Annotated in this window: 24 protein-coding genes and 1 riboswitch; of the genes, 16 read left to right on the top strand and 8 right to left on the bottom strand. The window is 63.3% G+C overall.

All coding sequences use genetic code 11. The features are described from left to right. Positions 1-181 precede the first annotated feature (181 nt). The 10 genes from V5F68_RS19305 to V5F68_RS19260 all read left to right on the top strand — a co-directional run bounded on the left by V5F68_RS19305 (position 182) and on the right by V5F68_RS19260 (position 9,503). Positions 182-1,153, top strand: a complete 972-nt coding sequence (locus V5F68_RS19305) for a DUF6282 family protein (RefSeq protein ID WP_394016176.1) — start codon at positions 182-184, stop codon at positions 1,151-1,153. Positions 1,154-1,202: 49 nt separating this feature from the next. Next, positions 1,203-2,150: a carbohydrate ABC transporter permease gene (locus V5F68_RS19300; protein WP_394016177.1), complete on the top strand. Its 948-nt coding sequence runs from the start codon at positions 1,203-1,205 to the stop codon at positions 2,148-2,150. After that, positions 2,147-2,974, top strand: coding sequence for a carbohydrate ABC transporter permease (locus tag V5F68_RS19295; RefSeq protein ID WP_348843864.1), 828 nt, complete (start codon positions 2,147-2,149; stop codon positions 2,972-2,974). Before V5F68_RS19300 ends, V5F68_RS19295 begins: the two co-directional genes overlap by 4 nt. Before the next feature lie 116 nt (positions 2,975-3,090). Beyond that, positions 3,091-4,296: an ABC transporter substrate-binding protein gene (locus V5F68_RS19290; protein WP_394016178.1), complete on the top strand. Its 1,206-nt coding sequence runs from the start codon at positions 3,091-3,093 to the stop codon at positions 4,294-4,296. A 90-nt stretch (positions 4,297-4,386) separates the two neighbouring features. Then, positions 4,387-5,223, top strand: coding sequence for an amidohydrolase family protein (locus V5F68_RS19285; protein WP_394016179.1), 837 nt, complete (start codon positions 4,387-4,389; stop codon positions 5,221-5,223). Between the two features lie 34 nt (positions 5,224-5,257). After that, entirely contained in the window at positions 5,258-6,346 is a 1,089-nt protein-coding gene (locus V5F68_RS19280) for a mandelate racemase/muconate lactonizing enzyme family protein (RefSeq protein ID WP_394016180.1), read from the top strand. Continuing rightward, entirely contained in the window at positions 6,339-6,770 is a 432-nt protein-coding gene (locus V5F68_RS19275) for a hypothetical protein (RefSeq protein WP_394016181.1), read from the top strand. The genes V5F68_RS19280 and V5F68_RS19275 overlap by 8 nt, the downstream gene beginning before the upstream one ends. Then, positions 6,763-7,569, top strand: coding sequence for an alpha/beta fold hydrolase (locus V5F68_RS19270; RefSeq protein ID WP_394016182.1), 807 nt, complete (start codon positions 6,763-6,765; stop codon positions 7,567-7,569). Before V5F68_RS19275 ends, V5F68_RS19270 begins: the two co-directional genes overlap by 8 nt. A gap of 49 nt (positions 7,570-7,618) precedes the next feature. Next, on the top strand, positions 7,619-8,680 hold the full coding sequence (locus tag V5F68_RS19265; RefSeq protein WP_394016183.1) for an ABC transporter ATP-binding protein: 1,062 nt from the start codon (positions 7,619-7,621) through the stop codon (positions 8,678-8,680). Between the two features lie 31 nt (positions 8,681-8,711). After that, complete coding sequence (locus V5F68_RS19260) at positions 8,712-9,503, top strand: GntR family transcriptional regulator (RefSeq protein ID WP_394016184.1); 792 nt, start codon at positions 8,712-8,714, stop codon at positions 9,501-9,503. 202 nt (positions 9,504-9,705) lie between these two features. On the opposite strand, the gene V5F68_RS19255 is transcribed toward V5F68_RS19260, so the two are convergent. The 4 genes from V5F68_RS19255 to V5F68_RS19240 are packed head-to-tail and all read right to left on the bottom strand — an operon-like array spanning position 9,706 to position 14,842. Then, a complete protein-coding gene (locus V5F68_RS19255) occupies positions 9,706-11,079 on the bottom strand; it encodes an NAD(P)H-dependent oxidoreductase (RefSeq protein ID WP_394016185.1) in 1,374 nt (457 codons plus the stop codon). Between the two features lie 52 nt (positions 11,080-11,131). Beyond that, positions 11,132-12,646 carry an aldehyde dehydrogenase family protein gene (locus tag V5F68_RS19250; protein WP_394016186.1) on the bottom strand — a complete coding sequence of 505 codons (1,515 nt, stop codon included), beginning with the start codon at positions 12,644-12,646 and terminating at the stop codon, positions 11,132-11,134. A 27-nt stretch (positions 12,647-12,673) separates the two neighbouring features. Then, the gene (gene mmsB / locus V5F68_RS19245; RefSeq protein WP_394016187.1) at positions 12,674-13,582 is read right to left on the bottom strand and encodes a 3-hydroxyisobutyrate dehydrogenase; all 909 of its coding nucleotides are present in this window, start codon (positions 13,580-13,582) and stop codon (positions 12,674-12,676) included. Positions 13,583-13,621: 39 nt separating this feature from the next. After that, positions 13,622-14,842: an ABC transporter substrate-binding protein gene (locus V5F68_RS19240; RefSeq protein WP_394016188.1), complete on the bottom strand. Its 1,221-nt coding sequence runs from the start codon at positions 14,840-14,842 to the stop codon at positions 13,622-13,624. Between the two features lie 171 nt (positions 14,843-15,013). On the opposite strand from V5F68_RS19240, the gene V5F68_RS19235 reads away from it, so the two are divergent. Beyond that, entirely contained in the window at positions 15,014-15,934 is a 921-nt protein-coding gene (locus V5F68_RS19235; RefSeq protein ID WP_394016189.1) for a LysR family transcriptional regulator, read from the top strand. Positions 15,935-15,980: 46 nt separating this feature from the next. Here the strand turns inward: V5F68_RS19235 and V5F68_RS19230 are convergent, their stop codons facing one another. Together V5F68_RS19230 and V5F68_RS19225 are read right to left on the bottom strand one after the other, a co-directional pair. Beyond that, positions 15,981-16,601 (bottom strand): UdgX family uracil-DNA binding protein, encoded by a 621-nt coding sequence (locus V5F68_RS19230; RefSeq protein ID WP_394016190.1) that lies wholly within the window; start codon positions 16,599-16,601, stop codon positions 15,981-15,983. Beyond that, positions 16,598-17,575: a DUF72 domain-containing protein gene (locus V5F68_RS19225; RefSeq protein ID WP_394016191.1), complete on the bottom strand. Its 978-nt coding sequence runs from the start codon at positions 17,573-17,575 to the stop codon at positions 16,598-16,600. The genes V5F68_RS19230 and V5F68_RS19225 overlap by 4 nt, the downstream gene beginning before the upstream one ends. 254 nt (positions 17,576-17,829) lie before the next feature. Here V5F68_RS19225 and V5F68_RS19220 point away from each other — a divergent pair, with 254 nt between their 5' ends. From V5F68_RS19220 to V5F68_RS19200, 5 genes are all read left to right on the top strand, one after another. Next, complete coding sequence (locus V5F68_RS19220) at positions 17,830-18,648, top strand: ABC transporter ATP-binding protein (RefSeq protein WP_394016192.1); 819 nt, start codon at positions 17,830-17,832, stop codon at positions 18,646-18,648. Further along, the gene (locus tag V5F68_RS19215) at positions 18,641-19,543 is read left to right on the top strand and encodes an ABC transporter permease (RefSeq protein ID WP_394016193.1); all 903 of its coding nucleotides are present in this window, start codon (positions 18,641-18,643) and stop codon (positions 19,541-19,543) included. The genes V5F68_RS19220 and V5F68_RS19215 overlap by 8 nt, the downstream gene beginning before the upstream one ends. 39 nt (positions 19,544-19,582) lie before the next feature. Continuing rightward, positions 19,583-20,467, top strand: coding sequence for an MBL fold metallo-hydrolase (locus tag V5F68_RS19210; protein ID WP_394016194.1), 885 nt, complete (start codon positions 19,583-19,585; stop codon positions 20,465-20,467). A 56-nt stretch (positions 20,468-20,523) separates the two neighbouring features. Continuing rightward, positions 20,524-21,540, top strand: coding sequence for an ABC transporter substrate-binding protein (locus tag V5F68_RS19205; protein ID WP_394016195.1), 1,017 nt, complete (start codon positions 20,524-20,526; stop codon positions 21,538-21,540). Positions 21,541-21,634: 94 nt separating this feature from the next. Further along, on the top strand, positions 21,635-22,468 hold the full coding sequence (locus V5F68_RS19200; protein WP_394016196.1) for a GntR family transcriptional regulator: 834 nt from the start codon (positions 21,635-21,637) through the stop codon (positions 22,466-22,468). Between the two features lie 79 nt (positions 22,469-22,547). On the opposite strand, the gene V5F68_RS19195 is transcribed toward V5F68_RS19200, so the two are convergent. Together V5F68_RS19195 and V5F68_RS19190 are read right to left on the bottom strand one after the other, a co-directional pair. After that, the gene (locus tag V5F68_RS19195) at positions 22,548-23,324 is read right to left on the bottom strand and encodes an RES family NAD+ phosphorylase (protein ID WP_394016197.1); all 777 of its coding nucleotides are present in this window, start codon (positions 23,322-23,324) and stop codon (positions 22,548-22,550) included. Further along, positions 23,284-23,664, bottom strand: a complete 381-nt coding sequence (locus V5F68_RS19190) for an antitoxin Xre-like helix-turn-helix domain-containing protein (RefSeq protein WP_394016198.1) — start codon at positions 23,662-23,664, stop codon at positions 23,284-23,286. The genes V5F68_RS19195 and V5F68_RS19190 overlap by 41 nt, the downstream gene beginning before the upstream one ends. A gap of 261 nt (positions 23,665-23,925) precedes the next feature. Continuing rightward, a riboswitch (glycine riboswitch) is annotated at positions 23,926-24,011 on the top strand. Positions 24,012-24,093: the final 82 nt, after the last annotated feature.

The following is a 24,093-nucleotide window of genomic DNA, read 5'->3' as shown; positions in this document are numbered from 1 at the left end:
TTTTCAGGGTAATTAGGGAAATAAGCCTCACCCGTCAATTAAAATGTTGGACAAATGAATCGACCTCGGATTAATTGAGCTCCGGCCGACGACTGAGAAAGCGACAAATTATCGATTTTCGATTTTCGATTGGCGATGAACGGATCAAACTTTAAGATCAGGAAAAAGTGAGGAAACGCCGATGAGCACACCGCGGACGGACATTGGTTTGCGTTTCCCCTCGCGGGAGCAAATGGCGCGCGGTCTCAATGCAGGTGATGTCCGAGACCTCATGGTCGGCGGCATCGACGTGCACATTCACACCAATCCGCACGTCTTCCCGCTCAGTCACTCGCAGGACGTCATCGCTTTGGCGCAGGATGCCCATGCCGCGGGCATGCGCGCGCTGGTCATCAAGGACATCGGGCCTTCGACCACCGGAACCGCCTATGTGGCGACCCGCCTAGGGCCGGGCATCCCGATCTACGGGGCGCATGTGATGAATCTCGCCAGCGGCGGCGTGAACCCGCGCGCTGTCTGGGTGGCGCTAACCCATGGCGACGGCGCCCGGGTGGTGCACTTCCCCACCGGCGACAGCCGCAATCACTATGAATACCGCAAGCGTTACTATGCGGGCGTTAACCTGCCCCTCGGCGAGGAGGAGGCGATCACCGTGCTTCGCGACGGGAAACTCATCCCCGAAGTCCGCGAAGTCATCAGTCTGGTCAAGGAATACGACGCCTGCCTCGCCACCTGCCATCTCTCGGCGGAGGAAAGCCACCACGTGGTGCGCGAAGCCAAGGATCAGGGCCTGAAGCGGATCATCGTCAGCCATTCTCAATGGGCCATGACGCGCCTGACGCATGCCGACCTGAAGGAGTTCGCGGCGCTCGGCTGTCTGATCGAATTCGATTTCGGCCTGATGATGCCATTCATGCACTTCGTCCATGGCGAGCCCACCAAGAACCCGCAGGATGTTGCGGCCGCCATGAAGGACATCGGCATCGAGCATTGCTTCATGAGTTCCGATCTGGGCCAGCTCTATTCGCCCGTCCCAGTGGAAGGCATGCGCTCCTACATCGCGATCCTGCTGAAAGTCGGGATTTCCCCTGAGGAGATCCGCACGATGTTCCACCGCAACCCCGCCCGCATCATCGGGCTGGAAGCGTGGTGATTGCGCCGCGGCCGATTGAAATCCACTGGCAGAGGACTTCCAGGACGCCATGAAGCCTTCCACATCGCCCCTGGGCCAGCAACTGACCTTTCAAAGCGGCACGCCCGGGGGGCGCAGACGCATTTTCCGCAATGAGAATTACAAGGGCTATCTGTTCGTCGCTCCGGCGGTGCTTCTGCTGCTGCTCTTCGCGGCCTATCCGCTGGTCTCCTCCCTGTGGTTGAGCCTGAACAGCGTCGAGGTCCTCAGCACCGAGCGCGCGTTCGTCGGGCTGGAGAATTACCGCGAGTTGTTCTCCACGGAGGATTTCTGGGATGGGCTGTGGAACGGCCTCGTCTTCAGCTTTTTCACCGTCGTGCTGCAGCTTCTGGCCGGCATCGCCACGGCGCTGCTGCTCAATAACGCCTTTCGAGGCCGGGCGCTGGTGCGCGGCCTCATCCTGTTTCCCTTCGTTGCGCCGACCATCGTGGCCGTGCTCGTGTGGAAATGGATCCTCAATGACCTCTACGGTGTCGCCAATCTGGCGCTGATGGATCTCGGTATCATCAGCGAAGGCATCGCCTGGCTCGGCTCCCCCCAATTCGCCATGCCGAGCGTCATCCTCATCAATGTCTGGATGTTCTTTCCCTTCATCACCATCCAGGTCCTGGCGCGCCTGCAGGTGATCCCGAGCGAGCTTTATGAGGCGGCGCGGGTGGATGGAGCGGGGGCGTTCCAGCGCTTCTGGTACGTCACGCTGCCCGAGCTGCGCTCGACCATCCTGCTGGTGGTCTTCATTCGCGGCCTCTGGATGTTCAACAAGTTCGACACGGTGTGGCTGCTCACCCAGGGCGGCCCGGTGGGCAAGACAAAGACCTTGCCGATCCTCGCCTATATCCAGGCGTTCCAGGAATACCAGCTCGGGGCTGGGGCCACGACCTCGGCATGCATCTTCATGCTGCTGGCGTTGTTCGGCTTTTGGTACGCGCGCAAGCTCAAGACGGAGAACGGCCGATGATCACGGCATCGCGCGTCCTGCTCTGGGCGCTCATCATTCTCACCGTCTGCATCGTGGGCTTTCCGCTCTACTGGATGCTGATCTCCTCGGTGAAGCCATTCTCCGATCTCTTCAGCCGCAGCTTGTCGCTGCTGCCCAGCGAGCACTTCACGCTGGCGAATTACGGCCGGCTGCTGCGCGAAACTATGTTCCCGCAGTATTTCCTCAACAGCCTGATCGTCTCGACGCTGGCTACCGGCGGCTGCATGGTGGTGGCGGTGTTCGCGGCCTATGGCATCACGCGCTTCAAGTTCTTCGGCCGCGACCTGATCGCCAGCAGCGTCCTGTTTACCTACATGTTCCCCCCGATCCTGCTGTCGATCCCGCTTTTCGTCATGCTGAAGAATATCGGGCTCATCAACAGCCTCATCGGCCTTTCTCTGGCGCACGTCGCCTTCACGCTGCCGCTCGTGATGTGGCTGGCCATCATCTTCTTTGAGGCCATCCCGCTGGACCTGGACGAGGCCGCGATGATCGACGGCGCCAGCCGCCTGAATACCCTGTGGCTGGTGGTGCTACCCGTCGCCCTTCCGGGTCTGGTGGCCATGGGCGTGTTCGCCTTCATCATCTCCTGGAACGACTACCTCTTCGCCTTGGTGCTCATTGTCGACGAGAGCAAGAAGACCCTCCCGGTGGGGGTCGCGGGCTTCGTCGAGGCGACCAGCGTCGAATGGGGGCTGCTGATGGCGGGCGGCGTGCTCATCACCCTGCCCGTGCTGGTCGGATTCGCCTTCGTCCAGAAATGGCTCATCCAAGGCCTCGCGGCCGGCGCCGTGAAGGGATGAAAGACTTCGAGAGGGAGGACAATATGAAGAAACGACTGAACGTCCTTTACGCCGCAGCAATTTCGCTTTCGTCACTGGTCATGGGTACCGCAGCTTGGGCCGGGACGGTCCGGATCATGACCACGGAAACCAATCCGGACACCAAGCAGGTGCTGGAATCGGTCATCGCCGACTATGAGAAGGCCAATCCGAACACCAAGATCGAAGTTCAATATGTCGGTTTCCAGGATCTGACCCAGAAGCTCATGGCGGCGGTTGCGGCCGGTGACCCGCCCGAGGTGTTCAACGTCCAGAACCAGTACGAGACTTTCGAACTGGCACGAAAGGGCATCATTCGCCCGGTCGACTCGATCATCGATCACGTGGGCCGCAAGGACTATTTCGACCGTGTGCTGAAGGCGATGACGCTGGACGGCAGCGTCTGGGCCGTGCCCTTCAGCATCGGCGTGAATGTGCTGTGGTATCGCAAGGATCTCTACGACAAATACGGCCTCAAGGAGCCCAAGACCTGGGATGAGTACCTCCACAATCTCGAGGTCCTCACCAAGTCGGAAGGGCAGGGCGGCGGCAAGTTCTACGGCACCGCCATGTCGGTCGGGGACACCTGGCTGACCAATGACATCGTCCAGAACTGGATGTGGTCCAACGGTGCGACCGTGTTCGACAAGGACGGCACGGTAACGCTCAACAAGCCCAACGCGGTGGACACCTTCACCTTCCTGGCCAAGGTCACCTCCTTCGCGCCTCCTGGCGTGAACAACTATTCCAACAACGAGATGATGAACGCCTTCGCAACCGGGGCGGTGGGGCATACGGACTATCCCTTCCGTTTGCTGAGCTATCTCCAGCAGTTCAACCCCCAGCTCCTCGATGTCGCGGTGCCCATGCTTCATCCGGCCGGAAGTGGGCCGGGCGCGCACCCCTCGGCGCTGCTCTACCTCAAGAGCTGGGCGTTCTCGAAGGGCGCGAAGAACCAGAAGGAGGCGGAAGACTTCATCTCCTATCTGGAGACCGGGGACCGGAAGATCCGGATGATGAAGACGGTGCCGGTGCATTACTGGCCGCCGCTGAAGAGCGTCTCGGAGAATCCGTCCTTCCTTGACCAGCCGCTCTTCAAGACGGCGGCGGGCGAGAAGTCCCTGGCGGTTCTGAAGCAGGCCATCGATGTGGGGCAGTTCCCGCTGAACGAAGCCGGCGAGCCGCAGCTCAAGCTGGGCCCCGTGCTCCAGAGCCGCTCGCTGGCGAAGATCCTCGAGCAGGTGGTGATCCGCAAGACCCCGGCGGAGACGGCGGTGGACGCGGTGGCGAAGAAGCTGAAATAGCCGCTCCATCCGGCGCCGCCCTTGCGAGCGGCGCCGGACATGCTTCCCCGGCGCGGTGCGCCTGTGCTTCCTGGCGAAGAGATGGTTGAGATGCGCGTAATCGATTTCCGGTCCCGCCCCAATACCAAGGAGTATCTGGTCGCGTTGGACTCCCCCATCCAGCAGACCGTGATGCGCAGGCTCGGCTCTCCCGTGCCCCCGCCGGTGACGTTGGAGCAGTGGATCGAGAATTTCGAGGCGGATGGCGTCGAGCGGGTGGTGTTTACCGGCCGCCAGTCCGAAGGCACCACCGGGCACGATGTGACTAACGAATATGTGGCGAAGACGGCGCAGCGCTTCCCGGGCAAGGTGATTGGATTTGCCGGCATCAATCCCCTCCAGGGCATGCGCTCGGTCCGCGCCGTGGAACATGCCGTCAAGGTCCTGGGTCTGAAGGGCGTTTCGGTCGATCCCTATGGCGGGCTGGTCGCCGCCAACGACCGCCGGCTCTATCCGGTCTATGCGAAGTGCGCGGAACTGAACGTGCCGGTGGTGATCACCTGCGGGCCATTGCCGTTTCCAGGACCGCGCCTTGCCCATGGTGACGTCCGCGCCATCGACGACGTGGCCTGTGATTTCCCGGAACTGACCATCATCGTCGACCATTCCGGCTGGCCTTGGGTGACGGAGACTATCGCCATCGCGTTCCGGCACGAGAATGTCTTCATCGACACCTCGCTCTACTCCCACCTGCCAGGCGCGAACCTCTTCGCGGAGGCGGCGAACACCATCATCCCCGACCGCATCCTGTTCGCGAGCTGTTTCCCCGTGGTGCCGGTGAAGACAGCAATCGCGCGCGTCTCGGCCCTGCCGTTCACGCCGGAGGCGCTGGAGCGGGTGCTGCATACGAATGCCGAAGACCTCCTGCGCAAGTGCGGCTGCATCTGAGGCGGCCGGACCGCGAAAGGACCTGGACACCCCAATGGCCACCATCGACAAGATCGTCACCCAGCACGTCTCGATCCCGTTCGAGCGTCCCCTGCAGACGGGCAACCATGTCTATCGGGACCTGGAGAACGTGTTGATCGAGATCCATGCCGGCGGGCTCGTCGGCATCGGATATGCGTTCAACTTCGCCTTCCGCCAGGCGGCGGCGATCCGGTTGATCGTGGAGGATCTGGCGCAGCCCCTCGTCGGCACCAAAGTCGCGGACGTGCGGGCCCACGCGCGTGCCATGTGGCGGCAGCTCAACTTCATCGGCCAGACGGGCCCTTCCGCCATGGCGATGAGCGTCGTCGATACCGCGCTGTGGGATCTGTTCGCCCAGTCCCTGGCGACGCCGCTCCACCGGTTGCTCGGCAGCGTGCGTTCGCAGATTGAGCTCTATCCCACGGGCGGCTTCCTGGCCGATCCCATCGAGGCGGTGATCGAAGAGGTGGAGCGGCATCGCGCGGCGGGCTTCCGGCGCTGCAAGATCAAGGTGGGCCGTCCCGACTGGCAAATCGACGTGGCGCGCGTCGGGAAGCTGCGTGCGGCGGTCGGCGACGACTTCGGCATCATGATCGACGCCAACCAGGCTTGGAGCGTCGCGGACGCTATCGCCGCGGGGCGTCGCTTCCAGGACCTCGGCGTGTGCTGGTACGAGGAGCCAGTCTCGGTCTACGACGTTCCGGGCACCGCGCGGGTGGCGGACGCGCTGGACATGCCGGTCGCCGCCGGGGAATCCGTGTTTACGCGGTACGGCCACCTCGAGCTGCTCGACGGCAAGGCCTGCGACGTGCTGATGCCCAATCTGATGCGGTGCGGCGGGCCGACCGAGTTCATGGAAGTGGGCGCCCTTGCCGCGGCCCGGCATGTGCCCGTCTCCTCCCACACCTTCACGGAGATTTCCGCGCATCTCGTCGCGGCCATGCCCAACGCCACCTTCTGCGAATATCTGCCCGGCTGGTGGGAGAAGCTCTTCAACGAGGAGCAGAACATCGTCGGCGGCATGTTCCACTTGCCGAACCGGCCCGGGCTCGGCCTCTCCTTCTCCCGCGAGATCATTGAAAGGTACGGGAGCCATGGCTGACGTTCACGCACACGGCGCCAAGGCATTCGAGGGCCGAATGGACATCTCGGACACGCTCTTCTGGGACATGCTCGTCGCGGCGGCGGCGGATGATGCGGACCTGCGGGGCAAGGCGGCCCACGCCCGCGCCTGCGCCTTCGCTGTCAGGATCGACGATGCGCAACACCTCTTGGAATTCCACCGGGGCGATCTGGTGCGGCTGGAGGGGCGGGAGCTTACCGGAATTCGCTTCTCCATCAGCGGGCCAAGGAGCGAGTGGGAGAAGGTGATCACCGGCGCAGTCCCTTATGCCCAAGCCATCAACGTGTTCCACGGGCTGTTGCGGGTCGAGGGCGACGCGCTCTCCGCCATGTGGATGACACCGGCGCTCTGGCAGCTCTGGCGCGTGTCGGCCCGGATTGTGGGAGGCATCGGACATGGCTGAGATTCTCGGGCGCTATGTCGAGGTGCGCGGGCGCCAGACCTATTATGAGGCGTGCGGCGAAGGCCCGGCGATTGTCGCCATTCATACTGCGGGGCGGGAGGGGCGGCAGTGGCACGGCGTCATGCAGGCGCTCGCTGGCCGCTACCGCGTGATCGTTCCCGACCTGCCCGGCCATGGCAAGAGCTGGCCGCTCGCCGGCAATGCCTGCCTCCAGGACGCGCACGATATCGCGCAATGGCTGCGGGATTTCGCGGCTGTCGCTGTCGGGGACAGCTTCATTATCACCGGCTGCTCGCTCGGCGGGAACCTGTCGCTGCTTCTGGCGGCGGTCGCGCGCGAGGTGCGTGCCGCGGTAGCGCTGCAAGGGTGCGACCACACGCCGACCTTCACCGAGACCGCGCTCGACCTGATGACCCATCCCCAGGTGAGCCTGATGCACGCGAACATGGATTTCTCCATGAGCCTTGTCGGCTCCGCGGCGACGCCCGAGGGGCGGGCCTTCTCGGAATGGGGTGTCCTGTCCATCATCCCCGTCGCTCAGCAGGGCGATTTGCGCGCCTATGGCCGGTGCGACATCCGCCCCCTGATGGACAAGGTGAAGGTGCCGGTGCTCCTCGCCCATGGGTCGGACGACTGGCTGGCCTCCCGCGAGATGGTGGAGGCGACCCGGGGTCGCCTGGTCAACGCGCCACTGGTGCGCATGGTGCCGCTGCCCGGGCTCGGCCATTTCCCGCATCTCGAAGCCCCGGGCCGCGTCGCCGACATGATGCTCACTTTCTTCGACGAGGCGGGGCTGTGATGCCGCAGGCGTCGAAATCCTTCCCGTTGCATAACGAACAGGTCTCTCCATGGCACCCGTGCTGATCGATCAAGTGAAGAAGGCCTATGGCTCCGTCGCCGTGCTTCACGGCGTCTCCATCGACATCGCCGATGGCGAGTTCGTGGTGCTGGTGGGTCCGTCCGGCTGCGGAAAATCCACGCTCCTGCGCATGATCGCGGGGCTGGAGAACATCACCGGCGGGCGGATGATGATCGGCAACCGCGTCATCAACGATGTCCCTCCCAAGGAGCGGGACATCGCCATGGTGTTCCAGAATTACGCGCTCTATCCCCACATGACCGTGGGCGCGAACATGGGCTTTTCGCTAAAGCTGCGGAAGGCGCCGAAGAGCGAGATCGAGGTGCGGGTGAAGCGGGCGGCGGAAATCCTGAGCCTGTCACACCTGCTGGACCGGTTCCCACGCCAATTGTCCGGCGGCCAGCGCCAGCGCGTCGCCATGGGCCGCGCCATTGTGCGTGATCCGCAGGTGTTCCTGTTCGACGAGCCGCTTTCCAATCTCGATGCCAAGCTGCGCGTGCAGATGCGCACCGAGATCAAGGAACTGCACCAGCGCCTCAAGACCACGACGGTCTATGTGACCCACGACCAGATCGAGGCCATGACCATGGCCGACAAGATCGTGGTGATGCACGACGGCGTGGTGGAGCAGATCGGCGCGCCGCTCGACCTTTACGACAAGCCCGCAAACCAGTTCGTCGCCGGCTTCATCGGCTCGCCCTCGATGAATTTCATCAAGGGGCGGATCGAGAAGGACCGGTTCCGAACCGACAACGGGATCGTCCTGCCTTTGGCCGGCGCGCCGGAGAGCGATATGGGCCGGCCCGCCGTCTACGGCATCCGCCCCGAGCATTTCCGTGTTTGCGAGGGCGCCTTGCCCATGGAAGTGGCTGTGGTAGAGCCCACGGGATCCGAGACGCTGGTCGTCATGCGCGCTTCGGGACAGGAAATGACCTGTCTGTTCCGCGAGCGCATTTTGCCCAAACCGGGCCAGATGATCCAAGTGCAACCGGATATCGATCTGGTGCATCTGTTTGACGCCGACAGCGGCCAAAGGTTGCATTATTCATGAACGCGACCTTTCGTTCGCATCAGGGTACGCCATGATATCAAACGCCCCCTCCGATACGGACGTTTATGCCGAACAGGATCTTTTTGAGGGGCGGCGGCCGCGCTCGCTGACGTCGGCGATTTTCGACCGGCTGCGGGCGGATATCCTCACCTGCCGGCTGAAGCCCGGAGAGAAGCTTCCCATCTCCGCCCTCGCCCAGGCGTTCGACGTGAGCCTCGCGGCGGTGCGCGAGGCGCTCTCCCGCCTGGTGGCAGACGGCCTCGTGCTGGCCGAGGACCAGCGCGGCTTCCGTGTGAGCCCCATATCGGAGTTCGACCTCGAAGACCTGACCCGCACCCGGATCGAGATCGAGGTCCTCGCCCTGCGCCGCTCCATGGAAGAGGGGGGCGACGCCTGGATGGCGGACGTGCGCCAAGCCTGGGACGATCTGCGCCACGCGCCCTATATGAACCCTTCGGACGCGAGCCAGCATAACGAGGGGTGGAACACCCTGCACGACCGGTTCCACCGCACCCTGACCCAGGCGTGCGGGATGGTGTGGCTGCTGCGCTTCCGCGACTCCCTGCACGAGCAGAGCGAGCGCTACCGCCGTCTCGCGCGCCCGGCAGGCCTCTTCACACGCGATCCCTTCACAGAGCACGCCAACATCGCTGAAGCCGTGTTCGCCCGGGACGCCGACACCGCAGCGCTTCTCTTGAAACAGCATTTCACCAAGACCATGGAATTGGTGCGTGCTGCCAGCAAAGCCGAGAATTCGCCCTTTCACCTCCCCAAAAAGGCAGATGTTTCCGATGGCAAGCGGCGAAAATCGATGCGCTCATGACATGAGATCGACTTTCCATCGCCGTTTATTTCAACATGCTGCAAACAAGCGTGGCCGAAGAGGGTAACGGCCAATTGTGCTCGGCAAAGAACGCACGCCAAATCAAACCGTCAATACAGGAGCGTGAGCGTTCACGGCAGAAGCCCCGTATGCGGTTTGGGGTGAAGCGAGGGCTGCTCCGGGAGCAAACCCTCGCGTGCGTTTATTGCGCAGCCTGGACCGCGCGCGTGTCTGGCCCGAATTCCCGCTCCATCTCGCGGCGCAGCCGGACAACCGGGTCGGCGGCATCGATCGCCACGTCGTCCCAGGTGACGCAGGCGCCTTCCGGCACATCGCGGATCAGGCTGACATGCTGCGCGAGGCCGAGCGGCAGATAGCCATCGCGCAGGGAAATTTCGGCGGGCACCTGCTTGCCCCACACGCAGAAGCCGCCCTCGCCATCCAGCACTTCCCCCGCCCGCAGCGCGCGCTTGGCGGTGGCGGACACGTCCGCATTGAAGCAGATCGGTACGCCCGTCGGCTCATTGCGCAATGCTGCCGAGGCCGCCGAAATGCCAAGCTCCATCCCGTTCAGATGGATCGGCCGGTACAGGGTCGCATAGCGTCCCGTGCTGTCGGGCAGGGCATGATATTCCCGCAGGCATTCGCGGCTGTAGGCATTGTCCTCCGCCGCCTCGAACACGACGAACGTGCCGTGGCTCAATTCATGCGGGATCGGCGAGCCGTCGCGCCGCACCGAGGAGACGCATTCGGTGACGCCGGCCTTCTCCAGGCTTCCGCCATCGCTGCGCGGACGGCAGACGTTGGAAATCTCGAAGCGCGAGGCGGGCGGGAAGGACAGGCCGTTGGTCTGCGCGTGCAAGCCGGTGGCGTTGCAGATGGCGGTCATCTCGATGCCGGACTTGGTGCCATCCAAGAAGCTGTTGAACATCTTCGGGTTGATCGTGGAGCGATCTGAAACGTCGATGAAGCCTTCCAGGATATCGTAGATGGTCTCCGGCGTGGACTGGTGGAAATGCGGCAAGTAGCGCGTTCCCTTGCCGGCCGCGACCACCTTGAAGCCGCTCGCCCGCGCCCAGTCCACATGCTCGCACACGACGGCGGGCTGATCGCCCCAGGCCAGGGAATAGACGACGCCGGCCTGCCGCGCCTTGCGCGCAAGAAGCGGGCCCACGAGCACGTCCGCTTCCACATTCACCATCACGATGTGCTTGCCCGCCGCGATGGCGCCGAGGGCGAGACGCACGCCGGTCTTGGGGTCGCCGGTCGCTTCGATCACCACTTCGATCTCGGGCGCGTGGACCAGGGCGTCCGCGTCGTCGGTGAGGTAGGTGCTGCCGTTGCGGGCGGCATCGGCAAACGAGGTGGCGGCATATTGCTCCTGCGGCCAGCAGGAAAGCTTGAGCTGCGCGGCGGCACGGGAAACATTCAAATCCGCCACCGCGACCACATGCATGCCCGGCGTGGTGCGGGCCTGGGCGAGGAACATGGTTCCGAACTTTCCGGCGCCGATCAGGCCCACCGTCACGGGGCGCCCGGCATCTTGGCGTTCGAGCAATTTGGCATAAAGATTCATCGGCTTGGCCTTTGTCTTTGTATTCCGAGCAAAAAGTCCGCGGCGGCCCGTGTCAGGCGCGGGGCGGGGGTGGCGGGATGGTGAGGCTCACGTTCACGCTCTTGGTCTCGGTGAAGCTGTCGAGCATGCCTTCCAGGGACATCTCGCGGCCGATGCCGCTTTCCTTCACGCCGCCGTAGGATTGCCCGAGCGCCTGCCCGCCGCCCTGGTTCACCTGCACCCAGCCCGCCTCGATGGCATGGGCGGTGCGCAGCGCGCGGCCGATATCGCGGGTCCAGACATAAGCCGCGAGGCCGTAATGGCTGTCGTTCGCCATGCGGATCGCCTCGGCCTCGTCGCGCCAGGGGATCGCCACCAGCACCGGCCCGAAGATCTCCTCCCGCGCCAGCCGCCATTCGTTTGAAGTGTCGGCGAAGATCGTCGGGAGAGCGAAATAGCCTTCCGACAGAGGACCCTCGCGCGGCGGCAGACCGCCCATCACGAGCCGCGCCTCGGAGCGGCCGAGCCCCTCCTCCACATAGCCGCAGATCTTCTTGAACTGGCGTTCGTTGATGATGGCGCCGATGTCGGTCGCCTCGTCCAGGGGGTCGCCGATCTTGAGCGCGGAAGTGCGGGCCACCAGCTTTTCGAGGAACGGCTCGAAGATGTCGGCATGGAGAAACAGGCGCGAGCCTGCTGTGCAGGACTGGCTCTGCCGGGTGAAGCGCATGGACGCGATGATGCCGTCCACCACCCAATCCTCGTCGGCATCCTCATAGACGACCGACGGACTCTTGCCGCCGAGTTCGAGCGATACCGGCGCAAGGCGATCGGATGCCGCGCGCATGATTGCCTTTCCAACCCCGGTGGACCCGGTGAAGCTGACCTTGCGCACCAGCGGATGGCCGGCGAGGGGGGCGCCGCATTCCTCCCCATAGCCGGTGACCACATTGACCACGCCCGGCGGCAGATGCTGCTGGCAGATCTCGGCGATCAGCAGCACCGCGAGCGGCGCATCCTCCGCCGCCTTCAGCACGATGGTGTTGCCGGCGCAGATCGCCGGGGCGATCTTCAGCGCCGCGAGCTGGGCCGGTGCGTTCCAGGGCACGATGGCGCCCGTGACGCCGATGGGCTCGCGGCGCGTGTAGCTCAGCACGCCTTCGCCGAGGGGAATTGTCAGCCCCTTCAGTTCGCCCGCGAGGCCGCCGAAATAGCGGAACGCGTCCGCCACCATGCGTGCCTCGCCGCGCGCCTGCGTGCGCAGGGCATTGCCGGTTTCCGCGGAGATGGTGCGGGCGAGCTCTTCGAGCCGCGCCTCCAGCGCCTCCCCGATGCTCGCGAGCAAGCGGCCCCGCTCGCGTGCCGCGATCCGCGCCCAACCGGGGAACGCGGCCGCCGCCGCCTGGACGGCCCGGTCCACATCCACCGCCCGCGCGCGGGGCACCTCGCCGATGGGCGAGCGGCGCGCGGGATTTTCGACCGTGATCGTTTCCCCGGAAGCCGCAGCCTGCCAGGCACCGCCGATCAGCATGGAACGGGTTTGGAAGGGGACTGCGGCCGGGGTGGCGGGGTTATGTAAAGTATTCATGATGTCTTCTCTTTCGGAATCATCGGCTCACGCGTCTGACGTCCGCACATTATCGCCCTCGATCAGCTTGATGATGGCGGAGTAATCGAGCTCGCTATGGCCCGCCTGGCAGAACACCCCGTACAGCGCCGCAGCGAGGCCGCCCAAGGGCAGAGCCGTGCCGGACTGGATCGCGGCCTGCTGGGCCAGCTTGAGGTCCTTCAGCATCAGCTGGGAGGCGAAGCCGTTGCGATATTCCCGGCTGGAAGGCACGTTCGGGACAAGGCCGGGCACCGGCGGGTAATTGGTCAACGAGAAGCACCCGCCGGTCGAGACCGCCGAGATTTCCTGCATCTTGCGCGCATCGAGCCCGAGGTGCCGCGCCAGCGCGAACGCCTCGGACACGGCGATCATGGAAATGCCCGCGAGCAAATTGTTGCAGAGCTTGGCGGCCTGTCCGACCCCCGGCTCGCCGGCATGGAAGATGCGGCGCCCCATGGCCTCGAGCACGGGACGGGCCCGTTCCAGATCCTCCGCGCTGCCGCCGACCATGAAGGTCAGCGTGCCCGCTTCCGCACCCATGACCCCGCCGGACACCGGGGCGTCAAGCACTGCGATGCCGCGTTCGCGCCCCGCCGCATGAAGACGGCGCGCATCCGCCGTATCGATGGTGGAAGAATCGATGGCCATGCTGCCCTTGGCCATCTTCGCGAGCACGCCGTCATCGCCCAGGAAGATTTCGAGCACATGGCGCCCCGTCGGCACCATGGAGATCACGAAATCCGCCCCTTCCACCGCCGCGTCGACGCGCGAAGCCGTCTTCAAGCCGGCCTCCGCAGCCTTGCGGCCAACTTCTTCGCTGGGGTCGTAGACGTGAACGTCATGCCCCGCGGCCGCGAGGTTGCGGGCCATGGGAAAACCCATGCGCCCCAACCCGAGAAAGCCAACCTTCGCCATCGATAACCTGCCTTGTGTGAGAAGAAAGTGCGGGCCGGATCAGTTTGCGGCCTTCGTGACGAGCGGACAGCCGCCGGCACTCAACGGACGGAACGCCACCTCGGCGGGGATTTCGGCCTTGTAGGTGTAGTAGTCCCACGGATACTTGGACTCGGACGGCTTCTTGACCTCGAACAGATACATCGGGTGCATCTTGCGGCCGTCTGCGCGAATATAGCCCTTGCCGAACAAAGGATCGTCGGTGGGCATTTCCTTCATCTTGGCGACCACCTTGGCGCCGTCCTCGGCGCTGCCCAGCGCATCCACCGCCTTCAGATAATGCAGGACCGAGGCGTAGACGCCGGCCTGGACCATCGAAGGCTTTGCGCCCTTTCGCAAAGCTGCAAACCGCTCCGAGAACGCCCGCGTGCCGTCGTTCATGTCCCAATAGAATGGCGAGACGAGCACGAGGCCCTGCGCCAGCTTCAGCCCCAGCGAATGGACGTCTGTTACGTAGATCAGAAGCCCCGCCAGCCTCTGACGCGAGCCGGTGATGCCGAATTCGGCCGCTTGCTTGATGCTGTTGACCGTGTCGTCGCCGGAATTCGCCAGCGCGATGACGTCCGCATTCGAGGCCTGCGCTTGGAGCAGGTAAGAGGAGAAATCCGCCGTCCCGTTGGGATGGCGCACCTTGCCGAGGACCTTGCCGCCGTTCGCCAGGACCATCTTTTCGGTGTCGCGCTCAAGGGCGTAGCCGAAGGCGAAATCCGAGGTGAGGAAGAACCAGGTCTTGCCCCCCGTATCCACGACGGCCTTGCCGATGCCATTGGCGAATGCCCAGGTATCGTGCGTCCAATGGACCGTATTGGGCGTGCAGGCCGACCCTGTGAGATCGGACACGGCCGGGCCCGATGCCAGCATGACCTTGTTCTTGTCCTTGACGATCTGGTTGACGGCGAGCGCGGCGGCGGAATTTGTCACGTCCGCGACCACATCGACGCCATCGGTATCGAACCATTTGCGCACGATGGACGAGGCGATATCGGCCTTGTTCTGGTGGTCGGCATTGACCAGCTTCACCGTCCAGCCTTTGGCTTCAAGGCCTGAATCCTTGATCGCGAGCTGCGCGGCGACCACGGAACCGGGGCCGCCCATATCTGAATAAATCCCGGACTGGTCGTTGATCACCCCAATGGAGACAGTCTTTTCAGCGCTCCATGCGCCCGTGACCCAGAGCATGGGCAACACCATGCCGATGCGTAAAAAATTACGCCGTACCATTGGCTTAACCTCCCAACATGACGATCGGTCTGACGCCGAACTTTTGCCCCCGCCTCCATCAATCCGATTGCATCGGGAAAAATCGATGGGATGAGCGCGTGTGGATTAAGGAACAAGGCGGGCGGGTGATCTATGTTAAATTTCGCACAACCGGTGCGATGGGATTGACACATGGCCTCCACCTTCAACTGGGACGATCTGCAAGCTTTTCTGGCGATCGCCCGCACCGGGCGGCTGACGGAAGCGGCGCGTTCCATGTCGATCGAGCACACGACCCTCAGCCGCCGCATCACGCGGCTGGAGGCGGCGCTGGCGATGAAGCTGTTCGACCGGCGCCCCACCGGCTACAGCCTCACGGCCGATGGGGAAGCGCTGGTTGTACGTGCGGAAGCCATTGAAGCCACTGCCGTGGGCATCCTCTCCAACCATGCCGACCCGCGCATCGCGCTGACCGGCGTGGTGCGGGTCGGGGCGCCCGAGGCCTTCGGTACCTATTGCCTGGGCGGGCGCATCGGCGAATTATCGCGGAGCTACCCGGGCCTCATGATCGAACTCGTGGCGATGCCGCGCGCGTTCAGCCTGTCGCGGCGGGAGGCGGATGTGGCCATTGCGTTGTCCCGTCCGCCGAGCGGCCGCCTGCATGCCCAGAAGCTCACGGACTACGAACTCGGCCTCTATGGATGCTCCACTTATATCGAGGCCCACGGCGCGCCGAAGGACCGGGCCGATCTGATCCATCATCGGTTCGTCGGCTATATCGACGACCTGCTCTTCGCTCCGGAGCTGGATTACTTCTCCTCGACTTTTCCGGGCATCGACCCCTCGGTGAAGATATCGAACGTGATTACACAGATGTCAGCCACCCTCGGCGGGGCCGGGCTCTGCATATTGCCCTGCTTCATGGCCGACCGAGAATCAAGTCTGCGGCGCGTTCTGCCGGATACGGTGCGGATCATGCGGACCTATTGGATCTTGTGCCATTCCGACATGCACAATGTCCCCCGCATCAAGGTCATCATGAAATTCATCTCAGAGGTGGTGCGCGACAAGCGATCGATGTTTCTGCCCACCGTGGCCGCGAAAAGCCGGTGAGACGCGCTGCCCGTAATCTCCCTGCGGGTATGGGCGAGATCAAGGGCTAGGCCGCCATCTCCCGGACGGCGTTGAGATCGGCCACGAAGGCTGCGTAGGCCGCTTGCCTGGCCGGCTCGTCCTGCAGGCGCAACAAATAGGACGGATGAACCGTCAGATAGCCGCGCCGGTTATCGAAGAGGAGAGGACCGCGTTCTCGCGTGACCGCGACTTTCCGACCGGCCAAAGCCAGCCCCGCCGTCGCCCCGAGCGCGACCACTACCCGCGGATGGACGAGATCCAGTTCCTGATTGAGCCACCAACGCGCATGCGACACCTCGCCTGCCGTCGGCGTCTGATGGATACGCCGCTTGCCGCGTTGGATAAACTTGAACTGCTTCACGGCATTCGTAACGTAGACGCATTCGCGGGAAATACCGGCTTCCGCCATCGCCCGGTCCAGCAGCCGGCCGGCGGGGCCGACAAAGGGACGACCCTGGAGGTCTTCCTCGTCGCCCGGCTGCTCGCCCACAAATGCGATGGCAGCTCCCACCGGCCCGTCGCCCGGCACCGAATGGGTACCGCCCGGCACGAGCGGCGGCTCCGCCGCCAATGCCGCATTGAGGGCGTCCAGCGTGGCGAAGCCGGCGGGCTCCACCGGGCCATGTTGCGCGTCGCGAGCGGTCATGCCGCCCTCGCTTCGGGGCGCCAATGGATATGGAGCCGTTTCATCAGCTGGGCTGCGTCTTCGGGCGCGTGAAGCTTGTCCGTATTGTCGAAAAACACGAATACGTCGCGCGGTTTCGGGTGGCTCTCGGGCGCGCCAGCGAAGTCGCCATCGGTCATCGCCCGCCCCTCGGTCCAGGCCTTCACGCGCTTCGCCCACAGATCCAGCGCTGCCGGCTCATAGCGCGAGCGATACAGTTCGCTCGACCCGTGCAGGCGGCAATAGGCGAAGTCCGCGGTCAGATCCATCAGCCGCGGCCACTCCACAGTGTCGGCGCAGACCAGCGCGACGCCGTGCTCGCGCAGCAGATCGATGAAAGCTGAATCGCGAAAACTCTCATGGCGAATCTCCATGGCGTGGCGCAGCGGGCGCTGGGCGTCGGTTTCCGTAGCGTCGCGTCCATCGAGCCGGAAATCGTGTCGTCCGGCGAGGCGGGCAGCGGCGTGTGTATCCATCGGCAGGAGAGTGAGGAAATCGCGGATCAGTCCGGGATCAAAGCGGAAGCTCGGCGGAAATTGCCATAGCAGCGGACCAAGTTTCGGGCCGAGCCGCAGCAATCCCGAGGCGAGGAAATTGGCCAGCGGCGTTTCGATCTGGCGCAGCCGCTTGGTGTGGGTGATGAACCGCGAACCCTTGACCGCGAACAGAAATCCCTCCGGCGTCTCGTCGGCCCAGCGGGCGAACACGTCCGGCCGCTGCAGGCCATAGAAGGTTCCGTTGATCTCTAGCGCGGGAAATTGGTGGGCCGCAAAGGTCAGTTCGCGTTTCCGCGTGAGACCCTCTGGATAGAAATTGCCGCGCCAGGGCGCATAGGTCCAACCCGAGACGCCGATGCGCGGTACGCCGCGATGTGCCGTCACGGCTGGTCGCCCAGCGACGAAAATATCAGGCTTACACGGAGCATCGGCGATGTCCTCGGGATCGTCGTCGCTCATCCAACCGTGTCGCCGGACGGTTGGTTCCGCAAGAGTAATGGCGACGCGCGGCATTCGCTGAAGGGCAAAACGGTCGCTCGCGCATCCGTGCCGTCGGGATGGCCGGCTCGGACAGGTCTCGATATCCCGCTTGACACTTAAACTATGTAGCGTTCATATTTGCGCTACATATTAAAAACCAAACATTCAGCCGCGCGACTGCCTCCACGGGCGTCGTGAAGGCGAAGCCAGAGCCGGAACAATTGAGGCGGTAGATGAACGCGGTTGCCAAGCATCCCGAAGAGCAAGTGTATTCGTCCCCCAAACCCAACCCGTTGCTGGAGGTGTCCGGAGTGACGCTCCAGTACAAGACGCGCGATTTGCTCGTTACGGCGACCCGCGATGTCAGTTTTGAAGTTTATCCAGCAGACCGTTTCGTGCTGCTGGGGCCTTCCGGCTGTGGCAAATCAAGCCTGCTGAAAGGTGTCGCCGGGTTCCTTGAGCCGGTAGCGGGCTTCATGCGGCTGAACGGCGAGATGATTACCGGCGCCGGTCCAGACCGCATGATGGTGTTCCAGGACTTCGACCAGCTGATGCCGTGGAAGACCGTTCTGGAAAACGTGATGTTCCCGATCCTGGTGAGCCGCCGCTTTCCCCGCGCCGCAGCGCGCGAGCGGGCCTTGGCCAGCATCGCGAAAGTCAAGCTCAGCAAGTTCGCGGATGCTTATCCGCACATGCTCTCCGGCGGCATGAAGCAGCGCGTCGCCATCGCCCGCGCCATGGCCATGGAGCCCGCCATTCTCCTGATGGATGAGCCCTTTGCCGCCCTCGACGCCCTCACGCGCCGCCAGATGCAGGACGAACTGCTGCAGCTGTGGGACGACATCCGCTTCACCGTGCTGTTCGTCACCCACTCCATCGAGGAGGCGATCGTGGTCGGCTCACGCATCCTCGTGCTCACGCCGCACCCCGGCGAGGTCAAGGCGGAGCTGAACTCCCACCAGTTCGATCACACCCATCTCGGCGGGAGCGATTTCGTGGCCCTAGCCCAGAAGATCAACACCATGCTTTTCGCCGAGGGTCACAATGGCTGAACTGTCCCCTGTGCCGGCCGCCCGGCTATCTCCCCCGATCCGTCCGGAATTCGTGCGCACGGCGCCGCGCGCGCGTGACGCCGGCGCGATCGAGCGCCCGCTTTCGCTCTGGGAACACCTCACCAACATGGAGGGTGTCCGCCGCGGGGCCATCGTCGTCGCGCTCATGGTGGCCTGGCAGCTTTATGCCATCTGGCTCTCCAACCCGTTGATGTTTCCGACCCTGACCGACACGATGCGGGCATTGTGGGACGGCCTCGTCCACGGCGTACTGCTCCAGCGGATCGGCGCAACGCTTCAGGTGCTGATGACCGGCTACGCGATCGGCATCGCTCTTGCGGCCATGTTGACCACCTTCGCCGTCTCCTCGCGGCTCGGTGCCGATCTTCTGGCGACCCTCACCGCCATGTTCAACCCGCTGCCGGCGATCGCCCTTCTGCCGCTGGCGCTGCTGTGGTTCGGGCTCGGTGTGCCCAGCCTTGTCTTCGTCATCGTGCACTCGGTGCTCTGGGCGGTGGCTCTCAATACGCTGACGGGATTCCTGGGCGTGTCTGAAACCCAGAGACTGGCCGGCCAGAACTATGGTCTGCGTGGCGTGCGCTACGTGGCCTTGATCCTGATCCCTGCCGCTTTTCCCTCCATTCTCTCCGGGCTCAAGATCGGCTGGGCTTTCGCGTGGCGGACCCTGATCGCGGCGGAGCTGGTGTTCGGCGTTTCGTCGCGCACCGGCGGGCTCGGCTGGTTCCTGTTCGAGAAGCGCAACCAGCTGGAAACCGACCAGGTCTTCGCGGGGCTGACCTGCGTCATCATCATCGGGCTTCTGGTCGAGGGGTTGATCTTCCGCACCATCGAGGCCCGCACCATCCGCCGCTGGGGCATGAGCCGGGCCGGCTGATTTCACCCACACGCACAAGCCAAGGAAAAGAGCAGTCCCATGCGTATTCGCCTTCTCGGTACAGGCACGCCTACGCCCTCCCTGCGACGGATGTCTTCCGGATACCTGATTGAAACCGGCAACGACGTGATCGTCATGGACCACGGCTTCGGGGCCCATCATCGCCTGCTGGAGCTTGGTGTCCCCGCGACCAAGGTGACCCACCTCTTCTTCACCCATCTGCATTATGATCATTGCGGCGACTATGGCCGCCTGCTGCTGACCCGCTGGGACCAGGGCGCCGATCGCATTCCCGAACTGAAGGTCTACGGACCCTCTCCAATCGCGGAGATCACGGAGCGATTGTTCGGCACCGATGGCGTCTACAACGCCGATCTGGTGGCGCGAACCTCCCATGGGTCGAGCCTCGACCTGTTCCAGGCACGCGGTGGAACCTTGCCGCGTCCCCGGCCCGCGCCCCAGGTCACGATCCTTTCGCCGGGGGACATTATCCAGGGCGAGGGATGGACGCTGGAAACGGCCCAGGTGAACCACTTCCAGCCCTTCCTCGTCACCCTCGGGTTCCGGCTGACGACACCCGAAGGTGTCTTCGTCTATTCTGGAGATAGTGGCCCGGCGGAGAGCATGCACGTGCTTGCCAAGGACTGCGACGTGCTTGTGCACATGTGCCATTACCTTTCGGGGACAAACTACAGTGCCGATTTCTCCCACAGCTGCATGGGGCATATGGAGCTCGCGGAGCTAGCGCACGCTGCCAGGGTAAAGAACCTGGTGCTCACCCACATTACCGAGCAGTTCGACCGGCCGGGCCTGCGCGAGCGTGTCGTCGCCGATATCTCGCGCGTCTATCGCGGCAACATCTTTTTCGGCGAGGATCTGATGGAGATCCCGCTAAAGGGGCCGGAGAACGACCGCCTGCTTTGATTGAATGAACGAGACGCCGAACCGGCGCGGAACCTTCCAGGCAACAGGGGAACAAGATGAAACCACTTGCTCGGATGGCCGCATTGGCCATCCTTCTTGGCGCCGGCCTCACCCCGCACCTCACCCGGCCGGCCGAGGCCGCAGAGGTGCGCGTCGTCAGCGGCCTCGGGCTGTGCTACCTGCCCATGATCGTCGCTGCCGAAAATCGGCTGATCGAAAAGCATGCTGCAGCCCTCGGGATGCCCGGCGTCAAGGTCACCTACACTCAACTGACCAGCGGTCCAGCCATCACCGACGCGCTGATCTCCGGCAATGCGGATATCGCCATGGCCGGCACCTCTGTGATGCTGAACCTGTGGGACAAGACGGTGAAGTTCGCGCCCGTGAAGGGCATGATGGCGATTTGCGATTCACCAATCTATTTCAATACGATCGACCCCGCGATCAAGTCCATCAAGGACTTCAAGCCCACCGACCGGATCGCCATGGCATCGGGCAAGGGAACGCAGCACGCGCTGATCCTCGAGATGGCTACCGCCCAAGCGTATGGCTTCGATCAGCGCAACAAGTTCGACACGCTGGCGATCACCATGTCGCATCCCGACGGCGTCGCCGCACTGCTTTCGGGCGGCGCGGGCGCGAAGACGCACGTCACCACCGTGCCCTTCATTCAGATGGAGCTCGCCAATCCAAACGTGCGCACGATCTTAAGCTCCTATGAGGTGACGAACGGCCCGAATACGTTAATCACGGCGTATGCGAACGAAAAGTGGCGGATCGAAAATCCCAAACTCTACGACGCAACTTTCTCCGCGCTCAAAGAGGCGATGGCGCTGATCGCCGCCGACAAGGTGGCTGCTGCGGAGACGTTCAAGAAATTCGACACATCAAAGCTCAGCGTTTCTGAAGTGGTTACGATCCTCAACAATCCCGACATGATGAGTTTCTCGCCCACCCCGCACAAAGTCATGATGTTTGCCGAGTACATGCACAAGACAGGTTTGCTGAAGAATCTCCCCGGCTCTTGGAAGGAGGTATTTTTCAGCAATGTGCATGACCTGCCCGGCGACTGAAGGCTTGTGACGTACGGCGCGCGCCGCGCCGTACGTCTTGCTCAACAGCTGGAATGTCAGTAACACACCACCCCTTATTGCGTTCGGATCTCCCATGATGAAGCCTCGGGCTGTTCGCTCGAAACCCGAAAAGGCAGATACCGTCACCAAGGCTCCGGCGTCGGAAGCGGGCAGCGCTTTCTGGCGCCGCTTTGCGCCAAAGCATCCGGGCCATGCGCCGAAATATCTTCAGCTCCGCGATGCCGTGCTGGCCGGGATTCGCGAGGGATTCTGGAGTCTTGGCGATCGCCTGCCGGCGGAAAAAGACCTCGCCCTTGCGACGGGGCTCAGCCTCGGCACGGTGCAAAAGGCTTATCGCGAACTGGTTCAGGATGGGGTGGTGGATCGTCGCCAGGGGCGCGCGGGTAGCTTTGTCAATCGGGAGCCGCGCCCGGTGGATACGGTCTGGCACTTTCTGTTCAGCGACGAACGGCGGGAGAACTTCTTTCCTGTCTTTCCACAGGTCGATCGCGTGCACCGGCACAGCAACCGCGGCTCCTGGAGCATGCATCTCCAGTGGGCCGAGGGTGAAATGGTGCAGATTGACCGTATTGTGGACATTGGACACGAGTTTTTAGTGTATAGTCAATTCATCATTGATGCCCGCGTCTATGACCAGGCGCGCAAGGGAAAGACGACCGCCCTTGAAGGCATCAATTTAAGGCGTGAGCTCAACCTGAGTGTCCAACGCATGACTTATGATATTCGCATAGAGCAGTTGCCGAGCCATATATGTTCCAAAATCTGCGTTTCAGCAAAGACCATCGGCATGGTGGTTGAAATATTCAGCTCGGCAAATCCCGCGAATAACGGTTCGTTTCAACGTATCTTTATCCCGCGTACGCAATTTTTCATGCGTATCGAAAGCCAGGCGCCCCGCTCCGCTTGACCGGTCCCCAGCGGGTCCGCATCCTTCCATCTGCCCGGCGCGGTGAAGGTGGGGTGAGAAGAGCCCGGCGATCGAACAATCAGGGATCGGGTCGATCCCAGTCAATGGATGCGATCCGTGGATCGGCGGCAAAGGCGTCACGTGGAAACTCGACACCCTGGCGCGGAAACTCGCACAAGGCCTGGACGCCGGACAGGCTCAGGCGAATGCGCCAGGTCTGTCGCTCGACGGGTGCGGGCTTTTCGAAGGCACGACACCTGAGGATCGCAAGGTTCGCCCCCTGCGCCGGGTCGCGCACCGATCTGTAGCGGATCACGTCGCCGTCGGCCGCTCGGGCCGCGTCCGCGAAGGATTGGCAGTGGCTGTAATCTGTAAGATCGGTCCAAAGGTCCTCGTCCTGAGAAAGCGGTTCGCGCATCAGGTCCAGGAGGCGCGCCGTTCCGATCGTGGTCGAGATGGCGGTGTACTCCGCCGCATCAGACGGCCAGGGTGTGGCTGGCGACTCGGCGAAGAATAGAAGCCGATAGAATGCCATCTCCGCGACGGCGGTCGCCGGGCTCTCGGCTGCGTAATAGATGCCGAGCGTGCGTCCGGCGCGCCGGAAGCGCGAGCCGTCGGGATAGGTGGCGCCGTAGCGGAATGGCGTTGCCAGCAGGAAGTCGAGGTGGCGGCACTCTGGCGGGATCGCAGGCTTCGTCTCTTCGACTAGGTCTTCGAGCAACGCCTGTTCGGCGAGCGTATCCGTCAGCTTCAGCGTCGAGACACGGTGCTGGGCTTCGACAAGCCGCCAGCACGCGCCGTCGAAACGTTGGAACTCAGACGAGAGCGCGACGCGCGTCCAGATAGGCGATGACATCGACGAGCCCGCTCACGGTTTGGAGTTTCTCGATCGGCCGGGCGTCGAGGACGGCGTTGGGATTGGCGAGCCAACTGGCTGCGACCTTCTCGTCGCCACCGGCAATCGCGTCGAGCGACCGGAACAGGCGAACGAAGAGAACCGCCAGCTCGAACGGCTTCGTGCCGGGCTCAAGCCCGAACTCGCCACGCTTCATGCGCGATACCGTCGCCTCGCTGACCCCGATGACAGTGGCCAAAATCCGGGCTGTCACGCCCAGCTGCTCCGCGGCGCGCAGAACCGCCTTGGTGACGACGGCGGACGCTTCGGGGCGGGCGGCGGCGGACTGAAGGGCGGTCATGAGTTGGTCCTTTCTCATGAAATTATATGATATAATAATTTCTAAAGAAACTAAAATTGCGCGATGCTATTGAAGGCCTCGGCAATGCGCTTGCCGCACCATCAGCCGCCGAAATGACCAGGCCGCATAGCCCCTCAGGGGCCCGGGCAAAGAAGATGGCGTGCTGCTCGATCGATTGGCCGATCACACAAACAGACATTCGGGGACAAAAACTATTTGTCTTGAAGTCGGCGGGCAAATGCCTATTCTGACGCCTGCCGTTCAGATGGATCGGGAGAGGGCGCTTCGGCGCCGCCGAAGGAGCAACCGCCCCGGAATCTCTCAGGCAAAAGGACCGATTCATCAGGCACTCTGGAGAGAGATCAGGATCATTCCTGGTCCACCGAAGGGGATATCCGCCTTGGCGGAGAAGCTCTCAGGTTCCGTGAC

The organism is Roseixanthobacter pseudopolyaromaticivorans (assembly GCF_043195145.2).
In the GTDB taxonomy this organism is placed as follows: Bacteria; Pseudomonadota; Alphaproteobacteria; order Rhizobiales; family Xanthobacteraceae; genus NCEH01.
This window is presented reverse-complemented; position numbering and strand designations above follow the sequence as displayed.